Source organism: Pseudomonas sp. 25 R 14 (assembly GCF_900004755.1).
GTDB lineage: Bacteria > Pseudomonadota > Gammaproteobacteria > Pseudomonadales > Pseudomonadaceae > Aquipseudomonas > Aquipseudomonas brenneri.
Genome location: NZ_CVTS01000059.1, coordinates 12,949 through 30,348, shown reverse-complemented (window position 1 = coordinate 30,348; position 17,400 = coordinate 12,949). Strand labels below are relative to the sequence as shown.

The 17,400-nt window shown below is 61.1% G+C and carries 13 protein-coding genes; 6 read left to right on the top strand and 7 right to left on the bottom strand.

Annotated features, from left to right (window positions below; all coding sequences use genetic code 11):
- Nucleotides 1–147: 147 nt before the first annotated feature.
- The gene (locus BFQ03_RS31005; RefSeq protein ID WP_275656702.1) at nucleotides 148–276 is read right to left on the bottom strand and encodes a hypothetical protein; all 129 of its coding nucleotides are present in this window, start codon (nucleotides 274–276) and stop codon (nucleotides 148–150) included.
- A 162-nt stretch (nucleotides 277–438) separates the two neighbouring features.
- Between BFQ03_RS31005 and BFQ03_RS21185 the strand changes: the two genes are divergently transcribed.
- The 4 genes from BFQ03_RS21185 (at nucleotide 439) to BFQ03_RS21170 (ending at nucleotide 5,436) form a co-directional block, all read left to right on the top strand.
- On the top strand, nucleotides 439–1,185 hold the full coding sequence (locus BFQ03_RS21185; protein WP_032863831.1) for an AraC family transcriptional regulator: 747 nt from the start codon (nucleotides 439–441) through the stop codon (nucleotides 1,183–1,185).
- Nucleotides 1,186–1,299: 114 nt separating this feature from the next.
- A complete protein-coding gene (locus tag BFQ03_RS21180) occupies nucleotides 1,300–2,778 on the top strand; it encodes an efflux transporter outer membrane subunit (protein WP_065943970.1) in 1,479 nt (492 codons plus the stop codon).
- On the top strand, nucleotides 2,775–3,926 hold the full coding sequence (locus tag BFQ03_RS21175) for an HlyD family secretion protein (protein WP_065943969.1): 1,152 nt from the start codon (nucleotides 2,775–2,777) through the stop codon (nucleotides 3,924–3,926). The genes BFQ03_RS21180 and BFQ03_RS21175 overlap by 4 nt, the downstream gene beginning before the upstream one ends.
- Nucleotides 3,916–5,436 (top strand): MDR family MFS transporter, encoded by a 1,521-nt coding sequence (locus BFQ03_RS21170; protein ID WP_065943968.1) that lies wholly within the window; start codon nucleotides 3,916–3,918, stop codon nucleotides 5,434–5,436. Before BFQ03_RS21175 ends, BFQ03_RS21170 begins: the two co-directional genes overlap by 11 nt.
- Here the strand turns inward: BFQ03_RS21170 and BFQ03_RS21165 are convergent.
- Nucleotides 5,433–6,017, bottom strand: a complete 585-nt coding sequence (locus BFQ03_RS21165) for a TetR/AcrR family transcriptional regulator (protein ID WP_065943967.1) — start codon at nucleotides 6,015–6,017, stop codon at nucleotides 5,433–5,435. The genes BFQ03_RS21170 and BFQ03_RS21165 overlap by 4 nt on opposite strands.
- A gap of 142 nt (nucleotides 6,018–6,159) precedes the next feature.
- On the opposite strand from BFQ03_RS21165, the gene BFQ03_RS31100 reads away from it, so the two are divergent.
- Nucleotides 6,160–7,362 carry an MFS transporter gene (locus BFQ03_RS31100; protein ID WP_065943966.1) on the top strand — a complete coding sequence of 401 codons (1,203 nt, stop codon included), beginning with the start codon at nucleotides 6,160–6,162 and terminating at the stop codon, nucleotides 7,360–7,362.
- A 59-nt stretch (nucleotides 7,363–7,421) separates the two neighbouring features.
- On the opposite strand, the gene BFQ03_RS21155 is transcribed toward BFQ03_RS31100, so the two are convergent.
- From BFQ03_RS21155 to pvdM, 5 genes are all read right to left on the bottom strand, one after another.
- On the bottom strand, nucleotides 7,422–9,860 hold the full coding sequence (locus BFQ03_RS21155; protein WP_162276350.1) for a TonB-dependent siderophore receptor: 2,439 nt from the start codon (nucleotides 9,858–9,860) through the stop codon (nucleotides 7,422–7,424).
- Nucleotides 9,861–10,004: 144 nt separating this feature from the next.
- Nucleotides 10,005–11,654, bottom strand: coding sequence for a cyclic peptide export ABC transporter (locus BFQ03_RS21150; protein ID WP_065943964.1), 1,650 nt, complete (start codon nucleotides 11,652–11,654; stop codon nucleotides 10,005–10,007).
- A gap of 104 nt (nucleotides 11,655–11,758) precedes the next feature.
- The gene (locus BFQ03_RS21145; protein ID WP_032863815.1) at nucleotides 11,759–12,646 is read right to left on the bottom strand and encodes a dihydropyoverdine dehydrogenase; all 888 of its coding nucleotides are present in this window, start codon (nucleotides 12,644–12,646) and stop codon (nucleotides 11,759–11,761) included.
- Between the two features lie 40 nt (nucleotides 12,647–12,686).
- Nucleotides 12,687–13,970, bottom strand: coding sequence for a pyoverdine-tailoring periplasmic protein PvdN (locus BFQ03_RS21140; RefSeq protein WP_032863812.1), 1,284 nt, complete (start codon nucleotides 13,968–13,970; stop codon nucleotides 12,687–12,689).
- A 36-nt stretch (nucleotides 13,971–14,006) separates the two neighbouring features.
- Entirely contained in the window at nucleotides 14,007–15,356 is a 1,350-nt protein-coding gene (gene pvdM / locus BFQ03_RS21135) for a pyoverdine-tailoring dipeptidase-like protein PvdM (protein ID WP_065943963.1), read from the bottom strand.
- A gap of 201 nt (nucleotides 15,357–15,557) precedes the next feature.
- On the opposite strand from pvdM, the gene BFQ03_RS21130 reads away from it, so the two are divergent.
- Nucleotides 15,558–17,180, top strand: coding sequence for a pyoverdine maturation tyrosinase PvdP (locus tag BFQ03_RS21130; RefSeq protein ID WP_065943962.1), 1,623 nt, complete (start codon nucleotides 15,558–15,560; stop codon nucleotides 17,178–17,180).
- Nucleotides 17,181–17,400: the final 220 nt, after the last annotated feature.

Genomic DNA, 17,400 nt, shown 5'->3' with positions numbered 1-17,400 from the left:
GGCTGCGATAGCGGTGGATCAGGCGACATCTGCTGTGCCTGTGCCGCCGCCATCGCAGCCTCGCTAAAGCTCGACAGCTCCCACAGGGGATTGGTGGCGGATCCGGGATTTCAGTCTGAATGAAGATCAAAGGTGGGAGCTGTCGAATTACGGCCAGCAGAAAAAATCGATGCTGCCCAGGTCGTTGACCAGTGCCGCACTGCGCATGTCGCCGATGATGCCATGGGCATCGATGGCGCTTTGAGTTTCGTTTTGTTGTTCCAACGAGATGCGCATGGTCTGCCCAGCCTTTCTTTCAGGAGTCCATTGAGCTGACTGACGGTGCAGGGCACACGTTCAGTGGCTTGTCTGGAACGCGACGATGGCTGTCTATATCTATCGTTTTTGCCAGGGGGCTTTTGGTTAGAATCACAGGCTTGATGACGTGAGACGCTGCCCATGACAACTGTGCACCGGCCTTGGCTTGAGGCTTATGCCGACAACTACCGCAACGACGAAGTGGTCCATCCCCATTGTCATGCCCAGGCGCAATTGATCCACGGTGTTTCCGGGGTGATGGTGGTCAGCACGGCCCAAGGCAGTTGGCTGGTGCCGTCCGGGCATGCGTTGTGGGTGCCCGCCGGCACGCCCCATGAAATTCGCATGGCCGGCGAGGTGCATATGCGCACCTTGTTCCTCATGCCCGAGGTGGAGCCGAGCCTGGGTCGCACCTGCCAGGTGATTGAGGTTTCAGCGCTGCTGCGGGAACTGATCGTGGCTGCCACGCTGATCGCCGGTCAGCTCAATAACCCACGCCTGCCGGCAATGGTGGAACTGATCCGCATGGAACTGCTGGCCGCGCCGGTGGTGGCCATGCATGTACCGGTGCCCGGCGACGCACGGCTGGCCAGGCTGTGTACGCGGTTTATCCGCAACCCATCCGATGACAGCAGCCTGGAGTCCTGGGCCGACACCCTGAACATGAGTGCGCGCACCCTGAGCCGGATTTTCCAGCGGGAACTGGGCATGAGCTTTGGCGAGTGGCGTAAACGCGCGCGCCTGGCCCTGAGTCTGAAGTTGCTGGCCCAGGGCGCCTCGATCCTGGAGGTCGCACTGGAACATGGTTATCAGAGCCCGAGTGCGTTCAGCGCCATGTTCCGCCGTTCGCTGGGGTATCCGCCGAGTCATTTCCGCCCTGGGGCCTGATGTTGCTTCATGTAACCCAATTGTCCATTTGGCGACGATACATGGCCCTGGCGCGGGCGAATCCGCCAGGGCGGGTGCCTAATCTGCAAAGCTCATTCTTCAGCGAGCTTTGTGATGCCCAGCCTTGTCGTTCATCCCTCCACTGGTAATCGACTCCCGGTAGCCCTGACCCTGCTTCTGCTGGGCGCGCTGGCCGGATGTAGCGGCCTGCCCAGCGAGCCAGCAGCGCAGTTGGCGGCCCAGGCAGCACCGCAATTGTCCGGCGGGTCTGCAAACCCGCCACTGCCCGAGCGCTGGTGGCAGCTTTACCGTGACCCGCAATTGGATCGGCTGGTAGCGCAGGCCCTGATCCACAACAAAGACCTTGAAGCCGCCAGCGCCCATGTCGACGCGTTGCTGGCGCGCCTGGAGCAGGTCGACAGCGAGCGCCAACCCTCGACCTTGCTGACCTACGGCGTGGGCTATGGCCGCAGTCGAGATGACCAGACCCTGGCCCAGGCAACGGGTGAACACGCCGATGACCAATGGAGCCATGCGCCCGGATTATCCCTGAGCTACACCCTGGACCTGTGGGGGGCGGTGCGTTATCGCCTGGCTGCCGCCCGTGCCAATGCAGATGCGGCGCGGGCGCTGGAAGATGAATGGCGGGTGACGGTGGCCGCGCAGACCACACGGGCCTATGGCCAGGCCTGTGTTTATGCCTTCAGCAGCCAGGTGCAGGGTCATTCGGTGCAGGTGTTGGAGCGCAGTGTCGATGTCACGCGCCAACTGCAGAAGGCTGGGGCGGCGACGGCGCTGGACCTGGCGCGGCTCAATGGCCTGCTGGAGGAAGCCCGTGCGCCGTTGCCCATATTGAACGCCCGCCATCAGGCGGCAGTGTATGAACTGGCGGTGCTCAGTGGTGTGCCACCGCTGGATCTGGCCCGGCAAACCTGTGCCCGACGCCCGCAATTGCAGGCGCCGCTGCCTGTGGGCGATGGCTGGGCGCTGGTGCAGCGGCGTGCCGATATCCGTCGTGCCGAACGTCAACTGCAAGCGGCCACGCTGGCCATTGGCGTCGCACGCGCCGACCTGTATCCACGGGTGACGTTCGGCGTCGCGCTGGAGTCTTCCGCAAGCAGCCTGGGCCAGTTGGGAGACAGTGAGGCGCTGGTGTATTCCGTGGGGCCGCTACTGTCCTGGCGCTTTCCTCATCGCGGCGTTGCCCAGGCCCAGGTGGGCCAGCGCCGGGCCCAGATGCGCGAGGCCCAGGCGCGTTTCGACGGCACGGTACTCAGCGCCTTGAAACAGGTCGAGCAAGCCCTGGCGCTGTACCAGGGCGAACAGCAGCGAAGCCAGGCCCTGCAAGCCGCGCTGGGCAACAGCCAGCAGGCGTTCGAGCTGGCCACCCGCAGCTATCGGGCCGGTGCCCTCGATGCCCTGCAACTGCTCGACAGCGAGCGCAGCCTGGTCAACCTCCAGGCCACCCTGGCCCAGGCTGACTTGCGCTTGATCAACCGCCAGATCGATCTGTTCCAGGCGCTCGGTGGCGGCTGGCAACGTGACGACTCACCTCAACCCTTACCCCTTGCTGTCCTTGGAGCCACACCATGAACCAGGCTGTTGAACCCGCGATCCTGCAATCCACTCCCGGCTTGATGCAACGCCATCGCCGCGTACTGCTGACGGGCGCATCACTGGTGACGCTGCTGGGAGTGGGGCTGTTTGCCGGATATTGGTGGCAGTGGGGGCGGTTCCTTGAAGAGACCGACGATGCCTACGTGCGCGCCGATTGGGTGGCGGTCAGCCCGCGCATCGCCGGCTACGTGGCCCAGGTGCTGGTGGAAGATAACCAGCCAGTCAAGGCCGGGGATGTGCTGGTGCGTCTGGATGAGCGGGACTTTATCGAACAGTTGCGCAGCACTCAGGCCCGGTTGCAGCAAGCCCGGGCAGCCGCGACGGCACGTCAGTCCAGCCTGCACACTCTTGATGCGAGGCTGGGCGAGCAGCAGCAACGCATCGCCCAGGCCGAGGCGGCCTTGCACAGCAGCGAGGCCGAAGCCCAGCGTGCCCGCCTGGACTATCTGCGCTACCGCGATCTGGTGGGCCAACAGATCTCCACCCGCCAGCGCCTGGAAACCGCCAGCGCCAGCCAGGCCAAGGCACGGGCAGCGGTGACCGAAGCCCGGGCCCAAGTGGCCCGGCAGCAGGCCCAGTGCCAGGTGTTGCAGGCGCGTCGCCAACAGGTGCAGGCGCGGATCGCCGAATCCCAGGCCCGGGTGGGCGAGGCCCAGGCCAATCTGGCCCTGGCCCGCAATGCCTTGAATGACACGGCGATTCGCGCGCCGTTCGACGGGGTTGTGGGCCAGCGCAAGGTCCGTCGCCAGCAGTATGTGATGCCAGGCCTGCCGTTGCTGGCGGTGGTGCCGGTGGAGCAGGCCTATGTGATTGCCCACTACAAGGAAACCCAGTTGCAACATATGGCGCCGGGGCAATCGGTGGATATCGCGGTAGACAGTTTTGCCGGCCAGCGCTGGCGTGGTCGGGTAGAAAGTATCGCTCCCGGTTCTGGCTCGGTGTTCGCCCTGTTGCCGCCGGACAACGCCACCGGCAACTTCACCAAGATCGTGCAGCGTTTTGCGGTGAAGATCCGCCTGGTCGCGGACGAGGCGAATGCTCCCGCAATCTTGCCGGGGATGTCAGTGATTGCCACGGTGGATACCCGTCCGGTCAGCCAGCAGGACAGTTCCCATGGCGGTTGATGTGCGCACTTCGACGGTCTCGTTTCGCGCCTGGGTTGCGGTGATCGGTGGCTTGTTCGGCTGCTTCATGGCTGGGATGAACGTGCATGTCACCAGCGCCGCACTGCCGGAAATCGAAGGTGCGCTGGGGGCCACCTTCGAAGAGGGCTCGTGGATTTCCACGGCCTATCTGGTGGCGGAAATCATCATGATCCCGCTCACCGCGTGGCTGGTGCAGGTGTTTTCCTTGCGGCGGGTGATGCTGTGGGGTTCCGGGGTATTTCTGGTGGCCTCGGTGGCATGCTCGATGGCGCCGAACCTGCCGGTGATGATCATCATCCGGGTGATCCAGGGCGCGGCCGGGGCGGTGCTGATTCCGTTGTCATTCCAGTTGATCATCACCGAACTGCCGGCCAGCAAGATCCCGTTGGGCATGGCGCTGTTCAGCCTGGCCAACAGTGTGGCCCAGGCCGCAGGGCCCTCCATTGGCGGTTGGCTGACCGATGTCTATTCGTGGCGCTGGATCTTCTACCTGCAACTGTTCCCCGGCATCGCGCTGTTGGCGGCCGTGGCCTGGTCCATCGATCGCCAGCCGATGAACCTTGGGCTGTTGCGCCGGGGTGACTGGCTGGGCATCGCGTGCATGGTGCTGGGGCTGGGGGCGTTGCAGATTGTGCTGGAGGAGGGCGGACGCAAGGATTGGTTCGGTTCGTCTTTTATTGTGTGGATGAGCCTGGTGGCGATGGTCGGGCTGGCAGGGTTTATCGGCCGCCAATTGTGGGGGAGCAAAAGCTTCATCAACTTGCGGCTATTGGCGCACTACAACTTTGGCGTGGCCAGCGTGGCGATGTTTATCTTCGGCGCCAGCACCTATGGCCTGGTGTTTCTGGTACCCAACTACCTGTCCCAGATGCAGGGCTATAACGCCAGCGAAATTGGCGTCAGCCTGATTGCCTATGGCCTGGTGCAACTGGTGTTGGCGCCGTTTCTGCCACGGCTGATGAAGTGGTTGAGCGCCAAGGTCCTGGTCGCCTCGGGTTTTGCGATCATGGCGTTGGGCTGTTGGATGGGCGCACACCTGTCGGCAGACAGCGCCAGTAACGTGATCATTCCTTCGATTGTGGTACGAGGTATTGGCCAGCCGCTGATCATGGTCGCGCTGTCGGTGCTGGCGGTCCATGGGTTGGCCAAGGCCGAGTCGGGCTCGGCCTCGGCGGTGTTCTCGATGTTGCGCAACCTGGGCGGTGCGGTCGGCACGGCTTTGCTGGCACAGCTGGTGGTGGTGCGCGAGCAGGTGCATTCGGCGCGGATCGGTGAGTCGCTGAGCATTTTCGAACCGGCCTTGCAGCAACGCTTGCCGGGCGGTGGTTTGCTGCAGGAGCAATGGCCGGAGCACCAGCAAGTGCTGGGGTTGCTGGACCTGGGGGTGCGGCACCAGGCTTTCTTGATGGCTTACAGCGATGCGTTCTACCTGGCGTGTGTGGCGTTGACGTTGTGTGCGGTGGCGGCGCTGTTGCTGCGGCGTACCTAGCGCTGTGGTTGCAAGCCTCGCAGCAGCAAATCCAGACCTTGCAGCGCCTGCTCCAGGCGCTCATCCGGCTGTGCATCGTGGGCAATCCATTGCGCCGTATCCACCAGGCTGCCATTGATCAACCGCGCCAGCGCCAGGCTGGGAGCCTGTTCGATCACCCCGGCTTGCATCAACCCCTCCAGCAGGCCGCGCAGTGATTCGATGCATTGCTGCTGGGCGCCCACATTTTCGCCCAGTACCGCCGGTGTATCTTGCAGCACAATGCGCTGGATCTCGGGGTCCTGGGCCATACGCAGATAGGCACGGCAGCGCTCGCAAAAACCGTCCCAGGGGTTGTCGGCCTGGTCACTGATCTGTTGCAGGCGCTCATCCATTTCGCGGTCGAGTTGCGCGACCACGGCGGCCAATAAGCCTTTTTTGTCGCCAAAGTGATGGTACAACGCACCTCGGGTGAGGCCGGCGCGGGCGGTGAAATCATCCATCGACGTATTGGCATAGCCTTGGGTAGCAAAGGCCTGGCGGGCACTGGCAAGCAGGCGGGCGCGGGTTTCTTCGATCATCTCGGCGCGGGCTCGGCTCATGGGAAACGCTCGTTATCTGCGGGTGAGTGGTTGACATACGCTGCGTATGTTACTCATGATTTGTCACATACGCATCGTATATCTTTTGCCCGGATTGCATCGAATAGCAAGCTCCAGGGCTCCCAGCAAGAGGTCACGCACCATGGCAAACCCCTACGCCGAGCTGTTCCAGGCGCCAGGTTCGAAGGCATTTGTAGCGGCCGGCATGCTCGCGCGTATGCCGATCTCCATGACCGGTATCGGCGTGATCACCATGTTGTCCCAGGTCCGTGGCGGCTATGGCTTGGCCGGAGCGGTGGCGGCGACTTTTGCCTTGGCCACGGCGTTTTGCGCACCTCAGGTGTCGCGGCTGGTAGACCGCTATGGCCAGGGGCGAGTGTTGCCATTGGCTGCCGCACTAGGCGGCGGGGCGTTGCTGTTGCTGTTGCTCTGCACCCGCCTGCAGGCGCCGGACTGGACGCTGTTTGTATTCGCCGCCATGGCCGGCTGCATGCCCAGTATGTCGGCCATGGTGCGGGCGCGCTGGAGCGAGTTGTACCGTGGCCAGCCGCAGCTGCAAACCGCGTTTGCCCTGGAGTCGGTGCTTGATGAAGTGTGCTTTATCCTCGGGCCGCCGTTGTCGGTGGGGTTGAGCGTGCTGCTGTTTCCCGAGGCGGGTCCGCTGGTGGGGGCGATCCTGTTGGCGGCAGGGGTCGGCACCTTTGTCCTGCAAAAACAGACCGAACCACCGGTCCATGCGCATCATGGCCCTCAGGGGCGCTGGTTGATCGCCTCCCCCAAAGTGTTGGTGCTGATGCTGCTGTTAATGGCCATGGGGACTATCGTTGGCGTGGTGGACGTCGTCAGCGTGGCGTTTGCCGAGCACCAGGGCCAGCCGGCTGCCGCCAGTATCGTGCTGTCGGTGTATGCCATTGGCTCGTGCCTGGCCGGGTTGGCCTTCGGTGCCCTGCGGTTGACGATGCCATTGCACCGCCAGTTCCTGTTCTGCGGCCTGGCCACGGCCCTGACCACGCTGCCGTTGTTGTGGGTGGTGGATATTCTCGGGTTGTCGCTGGCGATATTCGTCTCCGGGCTGTTCTTTGCCCCAACACTGATTGTGTCCATGGCCCTGGTGGAAAAAGTCGTGCCGGCCAGTCGCCTGACCGAAGGCATGACGTGGCTGATCACCGGCTTGAGTATCGGCGTGGCACTGGGGGCAGCGAGTTCTGGTTGGATGATCGACCGCTTCGGTGCACCCAGCGGGTTCTGGGTGGCGCTGGTGGCGGGGGCGGTGGTGCTGGTGTCGGCGTTGTTGGGCGCGCGGTGCCTGGGTCCAGGAGTGAACAGTCAGCCCTGCACGGGGTGACACGTGTGCAACGGGAAGGGAAACCCCGGACAGGCAGGGTGCCTGTCCGGGGTGAGTGCTTAGAAGTTGGTGCGCATGGTGAACATCATGTTGCGCGGGTTGCCGTAGTAGCTGTTGCTCTCGATGGTGCCCGTCTGTGAGTAATACGTGCGGTCAAAGATGTTTTCGATATTGACCGACAGATTGACGTTCTTGTTTACGTCGTAGCCAATGCGTGCGTTGTAGATGGCATAACCACCGGTCTCATTCTTGATCCCTTTGCCGACGTTGCCACCCACATGGCGGCCATAAACACCGCTTTGGATGGTCGTGCCTGCGCCGATCTGCCACTTCGAGTACTCACCTTGCAACTGATAGTTGGCCCAGGTACGCAGCATGTGTTCGGGCATGGACGTCTGGAATGTGGTGCCTTCCAGGTCCGGGTTATTCGGGTTATTGACGTACTCGCTGGTGTTGTAGGTGTAGCCGGCGGTCAGCTCCAGGCCGGTCATGACTTTGCCAGTGATCTCGGCTTCAAAGCCTTGGGAGCGGACTTTGCCCCCTGCCACATAGCAATTGCAGGTGGTTGGCTGGTTCGGATCGCGCTGGGCAAGGCCGGAGTAGGTGGTGCGGAAGATGGCGAAGTTGGTGTTCAGCGTACCGCCGTACAACTCGCCTTTGAGGCCCAGTTCGTAGGTATCACCGGAGCGCGGTGTCAGGGCACTGCCGTCAACGGTTTCGACGTTAAGTTGCGGAGTGAAGATCTCCGCGTAGCTGACATACGTCGACCAGTTGGGGTTCAGCGCATAGACCAGGCCATAGAATGGCACCACCTTGGCGTTGGTCTGCATGTCGCTCTTGACGTGCCGGCCGTTCAGTTCGTTGCGCTGGTCCTGCTTGTAATCAAACCAACTGACACGCGCACCGACGATTACGTCCAGCGGCTCGAACACATTGACCCGCAGGGAACCGTACAGGCCTTGCTGGTCCAGGGTCGAGGTGGTGGTGCGGTACTTGTTGGTGCGCGCATATTTGGGGGGCGTGAAATTCAGAATATCCGGAATGAAGTCGTAGGCCCCATTGTAGTTGGTAACGTCATAACGCCCGGCGACCCGCTTGCTGTGGGAGATATTGGCGCCCAGAATCGCTTCGCTGCGATGGCCCAGCATGTCGAAGTTGCCGTTGAGGAACAGATCGGTGTTGTACTGGTAGTTGTTTTCGCCACGGCCCTCGGCCCAGTTGTAGGCGCCTGAATTGTCGATCGGGTCGATCTGGCCGCCGGTGTTGCTGTACAGGGCATCCAGGTTGAACCGGGTGTAGTTGGTGGCCAGGGTGGCCTTCCAGTCGTCATTGAGCTGATGCTTGGCTTCGAAGAAATACTGGGTCGACTCGACGTCGTTATAGTCCGACGGCGAACTGAGGTTGGTCGAGCGTTTGAAGTCGATCTTCGAACCGTCCTTGTAGCCCGGCAGGCCCCAGTCCATGGTCGAGCGGTTGTCGGCATTCTGATAAGTGAAGCCGGCGCTCAGCAAGGTATCCGGGTTGAGGTCGAATTCCAGTACGCCGTAGGTCGATGCCCGTTTGCTCTTGCCACCGTCATAGAAATAACGACGCGTGTTGTAGGAGGTTGCCAGACGGCCACGCAGGGTTTTTTCTTCGTTGAGTGCGCCCTGAACATCGACTTCCTGGCGGTAGTTGTCCCAGGTCCCGGCCTGGGTCACGGTGCTCAGCTTGAAGTCGCTGCTGGCGCGCTTGCGCACCAGGTTGATCGCACCCCCTGGCGAACCCGCCCCCTGGAACAGCCCGGCCGAGCCCTTGAGGACTTCCACGCGCTCATAGGAGATCAGGTCTGACCAGTTCAGCGAGGTGATACCGGTGCTGGTGCCGGCCGGGATCGGAATGCCGTTGATCTGGAAGTTGTCGATCTCGAAGCCACGGGCGTACGGTTGGTTGTCGCCGTTGAGGGCACCGTAGGTGACCACCCCTGGAACGAGGCCGTAGACGTCGTTGAGGGTGGTGATGTTTTGATCCTTGATGCGTTGGGCCGTCAGCACCGTAACGGTTTGCGGGATCTCTTTGAGGCTGCGTTCGCTCTTGCCGATGGTCACCGCGCCGGTGGTGTAGGAGCGGGTGTTTTCGGTGTTGACGCCCAGGCCGGCTTGCCCCACGACACTGGTTGGAGCCAGTTCCAGGGCATCCCCGGATTTGCGGCTGATGCTCACGGCATTACCCTGGAAGCTGTAATTGACGCCGGTATTTTGCAACAGCTTTGCCAGCCCCTCTTGCGCACTGAACGTACCGCTGAGGCGAGTGCTGCTTAACCCCTGAATATCATCCGGGCTGTACAGCACCTGTACCGACGACTGCTGGCCGAATGTCTGCAAGGCATTGGCCAGTGGTTGCTGCGGGATATTGAAGTTCACCGCCTGCTCCTGCGCATGTGCCGCCAGGGGCAGCGCCATGGCCATGGCCAGGCTCAGGGTGGTGAGGGAGAAATGCTTGCTCAGGGCGTGAGACATCACAATGGCTTTGACATACGGGTTCATTTGTCGAAGAGCGGGCCTTGTCATTTTTTTACCTAGTCTATAAGGGGCAGAGAGTTATTTTTTTAAGTTTGGGGTGAAGCAAATCGCAAGACGTGCACAACTTTTTTCAGGTCGTTGTCATGCGGGTTGCGCCTGAGTCATCACCCGGCCGCTCTCCATGCGCACCAGTTGGTCGGCGATATCGAAATAACGGTCATCATGGGAAATCACGATGATCGTCTTGCCCAGACGTTTGAGATCCGGCAGCAGTTCGGTGTAGAAAATTCGGCGGAAGGTCGGGTCCTGATCGGCCGCCCATTCGTCGAATACCAGAACCGGACGCTCTTCCATCCAGGCGTTGACCAGCGCCAGGCGTTTACGCTGGCCGGTGGAAAGATCGGTGGTGGTGAAGTTGCCGTCGCGCACGCTGACCTTGTGCGCGATTTCCAGGCGTTCCAGGTAACGGTTGGCATCGTCCGGGATGTGTTGGTCGCCCTGGACAATGTCATCGAACAGGTAGTAGTCGGCAAAAATCGTGGTGAATAATTGACGGTAGTCGTCGCGGTTGGCCGCATCAATCGTGGCGCCATTGAGGGTGATGTCCCCCTGTTGCGGGGCATACAGCCCCAGCAGCAATTTGATCAGCGTGGTTTTCCCGCAACCATTTTCACCGACGATAAAGGTGATATCGCCCTGGTTGATCTTCAGGTTCACCGGGCCAAGACGGAAGGGTGCGCTGCCTTCGGCGGCCGGGAACGTGTAGCTGACATTGTTCAGCTCCAGAGTCTTTACGGGTGTAGCAGGGGCGCCCTTGTCGCTGAGCAGCAAGTGCGGCTCGGGTGACGAGAACTGTTCGCCCAGTTCTGCGATGCGCCGGAAGGCGATCTGGGCGCGACTGATGATCGGCAAGGTGCCGATCAGGTGTTCCAGCGGGCCTTTCATGTACAGCAGGACCAGGACAAAGCCGCTCACGACCGTCTTATCGGTGCTTGGCCATTGCGATTGCAGGGTCAGGGCCAGCCCGATGACCACAAAGAACAGCATCGAACCGAAGCTCTTGGCGATGATAAAGGTGTTGATTGAGCTGATCTGCGTGTCGCGAATGGAGTTGGCGGTACGCTGGATCCCCAAGGTGAACATACGCTGGCGGCGGGGTCGGTGAATGCGCAGTTCCTTGGCCCCTTCGGCAATCGCGTTGTAATGTTTTTGCAGTTCGTCTTCGGCTTCGCGTGCGGCGATGAAACCCTTGATGCCACGGGCCCGGGCAATCGACTGGACCACGCTGCCGATGCCGATAGCGACCAGAATCATCACAAACATCGGCCACGACAACATCGCCAGGTAACCCAGGCAACCCAGGACCACCGTCAGGGAAATCGCCAGCGGGGCGAAGGCAAAGGCAAAGTCGCTGATGGTGTCGACGTCATGGGTCAGTACCGGAATCAAGCGGTGAGTGCGATAGCGCTCAATCTGCTCGATGGGGGTCGACAGGACCTTTTCTCCCAGCTCTTTACGCAGCCTGGCAATGATGTGCTGGCCCACATAGTTAGTACCGATGTCCGAGAGGATTGAACTGGCCAGCGCCAGCAGGCATAGGCCGGCGAACACGGCGATGACGGTCTGGGTCAGGCCTTCGGGGGCATGCAGGGCATTGTTGATGGTGGCTAGCAACACGGTCACGCTCAGGCCGCCGATCATGCCGAGCACGATGGAGACGCAGACGATCAGGCGGAAGGGCTTGAGCAGAGCGAGCAATTCTTTGATTGCCCCGCGTGTTGGCTTGTTCATGGAGGTTTCCTGCCAGGAGAAGAAAATAGGGCCGCTAATAACCAAAACGAATGGCCTGGCGGTTTATTTAAAGGACCGCAAAAGGCCGCGGTCCGGTGGCAGGATCAGAGGTCGCGTTCTACGCGAAAGCCCAACCAGTCGCCGCTCTCGTTGGGGTACATGTTGTTGCGGTTGCCGGAGCGCGAGAAGACCGGTGCTTCAAGGTAGTCGTTGCCGCGAATGCTTTGCAGCTCACAACTCTTCTCGACCCAGGCACTGCCGTCAGCAGGGGCGCCGACGTAGTTTGGGTGATAGCAGTCGGCAACCCACTCGGAGACGTTGCCGTGCATGTTGTAGACACCAAAGGCATTAGGTGCGAAGGCCTTGGCCGGGTTGGTGTAGGTATAGCCATCGGTCGGGCCGTAAGTGTTGGCGTGTTTGGAGATCTGATAGTTCTTGCCTTCATCGAACGGGAACGGAAACGGGCCTGGGTTGCCGCCACGAGCGGCGTACTCGCGCACGGCTTCGCTCACCAGGCGGTACTGCTTGCCGGTCTTGTTCGACAGCCAGGCAATATAAGCCTGGGCTTCGGCCAGGTTCATGCACACCGCAGGTTGCTGTGACTCCTGGGGGTAGCTCGGCTTGCCATTGGTGCAGCGGCGACCGGGGCGTACATCGAAGTCATTGAGGCGGGCGCCGGTTTCATTCTGGTAGGCCTTGAATTCACCTGCCAGTACCTGGAAACGGCTGATGGCGAAGGGTTTGGCAAAGGTCACTGGGTGCTGCGGGCTTTCGTCAGGCTCGTGGCCGATTTCATCGTCCGGGGTGCCCATGGTGAAGGTGCCTGCCGGCAACACGACCATTTCCGGGCAGTCCTTGCAGTCTTTGAAAACCTTGCCTGGCTGCTGCGCTGTGGTGGCTGCTGCGGCCAGGCCTGGCAGCAGGCACAGGGCTGCGACCAGTGCTGCCAGGGGCTTGAGGGAACGCGTCGAGGTGGTGAGAGTGCAAGTCATAAGTCGTCTCGATAGGAAAGGTCAGCGCTCAAGGGCGGTATCAGAGTTTTTTGCCAAGCAGGGTCATGAAGCGATCGACTTCGCTCTCGGTATTCAGCAATCCCGGTGCGGTGCGGATCACCGGGCCGGCGTCACGGTGTACTGCGTCGCTGACCACGCGGTTTTCCATGAGGTAGGCCGCCACTTTGTCACTGCTTTGTTCCTTGACCCGGAAGAAGGTGAAACCTGCCGAAAGTTCGGGGCTGGTGGGCGTCACCAGTTCGATCTGCGGATGGGCCAGCAGACGCTCTTTCAAGTAACTGTTGAGCCCATGGATACGGGTCTGCACGTCGGCTTTGCCCAGTTGCAGGTGCAACTTGAAGGCTTCGTTCAAGGCCCAGCGATGTTCGAAGGCGTGGTAGCCGCCAGGTGACATGGTGGTGGCAAAGTTGGTGTCTTCGGAGAAGGTCGGCACCGTCGGGGTCACGTCCTTGAGCTCTTCGGAGCGGGCACAGATGATCCCGGTGCCACGTGGTCCGAACATCCATTTATGGGTGCCGGCGATGAAAAAGTCGCAGTGCATCTGCGGGAAACTCAGGTCTTCCACGCCGAAGCCGTGTACACCGTCGACCACGTAGAGAATGCGGTCTTTCTCGTCGCGGCTGCGGTTGAGTTCTTCCACCAGCTTGCCGATTTCGCCGATGGGCAGTTTCACGCCGCTGCCCGATTGCACCCAGGTCATGCCCAGTACCCGGGTGTTGGGGCGGATATTGCTTTTGATCGCACTGAGCACTTCATCCACCGAAATCCGGTGGGCGTCCTTGAATAGCTTGATCTTGCGTACTTGGGTGCCTTCCTTTTTCACCCGGTAGTCGAGGGTGAATTCGGTGGAGTAATGCTCGTGAACCGTGGTCAGAATCTCTTGGTCCGGACGCACATGAATGCCGCCGTAGATCATCGCCAGCCCTTCGGTGGTGCTGCCGGTCAAGGCAATCTGCCCAGGTTTGGCTTGCAGGTAACGGCCCGCCCAGTCACGCACCTGGGCTTCGCGTTTCCAGGCTTCCTGCAAGTCCCAGTCCATGGCCAGGCCGGGGTTGCGGTCGATTCGTGCACGGTGCAGGTCGATCGCATCGCGCACGGGCTTGGGGTGGGAGGTGACCAGGAAATTGGAAAAGTGGATGTAGTCCGGGTCTTGGGTGAACAACTGGCGCAATTGCGCCCATTTTTCCTCGGGCACGGGCGTCGCAGTGCTCGCCAATACATGCTGATTCAGGACAGCGGTGCCCAGAGGTAGGCCGGCGGCGAGTATCCCGGCCTGTTTGAGAAACGTACGACGATCAGTCATGTGTTCGGTTCACTTGTCAGCAAAAGGGGGAGGTAATCAGCGGTCGGCCACCGGCTGGGCGGCTTTTTGCACCTGGTCCCAGACTCGCAGGAAGTTGCCGCCCCACAGCTTGGCGATATCAGCTTCGGAGTAACCACGGGAAATCAGTTCGGCGGTCACGTTGCGAATCTCGCTCACGTTGTCCCAGCCCTTGACGCCGCCCCCTTCGTTGAAGTCAGAGGCAATGCCGACGTGGTCGATACCGATTTTGCGTACGGTGTAGTCGATGGCGTCGCCGTAGTCTTTGAGACTGGCCTTGGGCTCTTCTTCAAGGATCGAATACAGGCCGCTGGCGTATTGGCCAAACTTCTGTTCAGGCCAGGCGGCGATGATCGGGTCGCCCGGCATCAGCGCCATGGCCAGGTTCGGCAACGGCGGCAGGTCGAAACGTGCGCGCAAGCTATTGAGCTTGTCCTGGGTGGCCTGGGTCAGTGGACGCAGGTATTGGGAGAACCCAACGACCTGGACCACGCCGCCGCTGTTCTTGATCAGTTGCATCTCTTTGTCGCTGAGGTTGCGCGGGATATCCACCGCGGCCTGTGGCGCTGAGTGCGAGGCCACCATCGGTGTGCGGCTCAGTTGCGCGACTTGTTCCAGGGCCTTGGTCGACATCTGCGAGACGTCGATGATGACGCCCAAGTCATTGAGCCGATGCACAGCCTGTTGGCCGATGTCCGAGAGGCCGTTGAGGGCATCGGGGGAATCGTTGAAAAACGGCAGTGGGCGTGAGGAGTCGGCCCAACTGTTATTGCCGATGTAACTGAAGCCGAACATGCGCATACCGCGTGCGGCCCACATATCCAACAGATTGAGGTCGTTACCCAAAGGGTAGGCATTGAGCATGCTGATAAAAATGGCGAACTTGCCTTCGCCGTGCAGGCGTCGCAAGTCGTCCGGGGTATAGGCAATGGCTACCTGATTGGGGAAGTCACGGACCATCCCGGAAATGATTTTGTAGCGCACCTCTTGCTGGTTACGCGCTTCTTCGACAAAGCCTGCGGTGGGGCGATGGGGGGCATTGTCGCCGTTCCACATCTCGGGCCAGCCGAAGATAGTCAGGGCGGCCCCGGACAGGCGCCCTCGGTTGGCCTTGACCAGGTCGAACTGGCCGTCGCCGTCTTTGTCGGCTTCGTGTCCGTGGGTGCCGAAATTCAGCGGCACCGAGATGTGACTGTCGAAGGACAGCAAGCGATCCTGCAATTCATTGGCTTGCTTGATCACCTCCAGCGGGTAACCGGCGTTGCCCCTGAACCAGTGGTCCCAGACCAGAAAACCTGCCCCGGCGCCAATGGCCAATGCCAGCGGCAGGCCAATGTAAAGAGCCTTTCTTGAACGTGGTTTTGTCATTGCCATCTCAGTCGGTTCGCCGTCGAAGTGCAGGCGCAAGGGCCTTTGCTATCTGGGAAGAACGAGCGATAGAACGGGAAATTTAGGCGCGCCATCCGTGGCGGTAAATTTCCCGTGGCAACAAACGTTCTAGCTTGGATAAAGCCTGCTTCATGGCTGATTCCGGCCGGGCAAACCAGGCGGGACAATACAGGTAGGAAAATGACGATTTCTCGACGAGGGTTCATCGCAGGCCTGGCGCTGACGGGCGCCGCAGTGCCTGCGGCCTTTTATGCCCATCGCGAGTTGACGCGTGAAGAGTTTCCGATCACGCCGGAGGAAGCGACGGTTGATCTGGCCGACACGGCTGGCCAGCGCCTGGCCGATTCCCTGCGAGGTGTCTGGAGCCTGCGTTTCGAAGGCGGTGATGGCGGGCTCCACGGCCTGCCGCTTGAGGGGTTGGAGTTGTTTCTTGATATTGCCCCGCGTGGGCGCGGGTTGCGTGGTTATCTTGATACTGGCGAACGGTTGCGTGCCGATGCTGAGCCGCGTTATCAGGTGATGGGTGATTTGGTGTCGGGTAATGGCGCTGAATTGTATTGGCGCCTGATAGACCGCGAATCGCCTGGTGGCGTGCCGGCTTATGAGCTCAAAATGACGTTGGATGAGGTCTGGGCAGATTTCGGCAATGCCGGCAGCGGCACCCTCAGCGGGCAAATCCTGCGTCTGGATCGACCGTTGGCGCTGCCCGAACTGGACAGTCGTTTTGTTGCCACCAAACAACTGTTTCCCGAGGCTCGGGAGCGTATTGGCTTGAATCAGGCATTGATGGCCTGGCTGATCGCGCCAGAGCATCGCCTGTTCCACCAGCTCTGGCACGCCTCTCGCGATCAGTGGCACAAGCTCGCTGAAGACAAGCGCGATGCCTTGCGCGGTATTGGCTGGCAGCCCGGGCCGCGGGATCAGGAGCGAGATGCCCGTGGTCCGCGCAAAGACCGCAACGGTTCAGGCATCGACTTCTTTTTCATGCATCGGCACATGCTGGGCACGGCGCGCTCGATGCAGGATCTGCCGTCCTGGCCGCGCTTCCCCGCGCCGCAGCCAGAGCTTGAGCGTGATCGCCAGGGCTTTGCCCGCTACTTCGACAACCATGACGGTTTTGCGCTGCCGCCAACCTGGCTGGCCAGTGGTGACAGTGATTACACCCAGTGGGTCAGTGACATCAAGACGACTGAGACCTACCACAGTAATTTCCAGGTCTGGGAATCGCAGTATCGCGACCCGCGCTATCTGGCCAAGCTCACCCTGGGGCAGTTTGGTTCGGAGGTAGAGCTGGGTCTGCACGATTGGTTGCACATGCGCTGGGCCTCAGTGCCACGGGACCCGTCCAACGGCGCCCCGGTGCCGTTTGCCCGTGATCCGGCGGACTTCGCCGCTCGGTGGTATGCGGCGCAAAACGATTTTCTCGGCGACCCGTTTTCCTCGCATGTGAACCCGGTGTTCTGGTATTTCCATGGCTGGATCGACGACCGTATCGAGGACTGGTTTCGCGCGCACGAGCGTTTTCACCCGGGCGCAGTCAGTCGCCTCGAAGTCAATGGCGTACCTTGGTTTGCGCCTGGGCACTGGGTGGAAGTGGCGGATCCCTGGCTGGGCCCGGTGACTCACGGTTGCAGCACCACGCCAGGATTACAGATGGGCAAGTCGGTGGAGATGGATCCGGAAACCATGAAGCTGGCGCTGCGTATCACCTTTGGTGCGGATGACGATCAGCTCACACAGCTGTTTCGCAAGGTCCCCAGGCGTCCCTGGTATGCGCGGCATTTGAAGGTGTCGCAGAACTGATGTGGGAGCGGGCTTGCTCGCGATAGCGATAGGTCAGTCAGCATCATCAGCGCCTGATCCACCGCCATCGCAGCCTCGCTGGGGCTCGACAGCTCCCACATTGATCTTCATCCAGACCGAAATCCCGAATCCGCCGCCAGTCCCCTGTGGGAGCTGTCGAGCTTTAGCGAGGCTGCGATGGCGGCGGTACAGGCAGCGAAGATGTCGCCTGACCCACCGC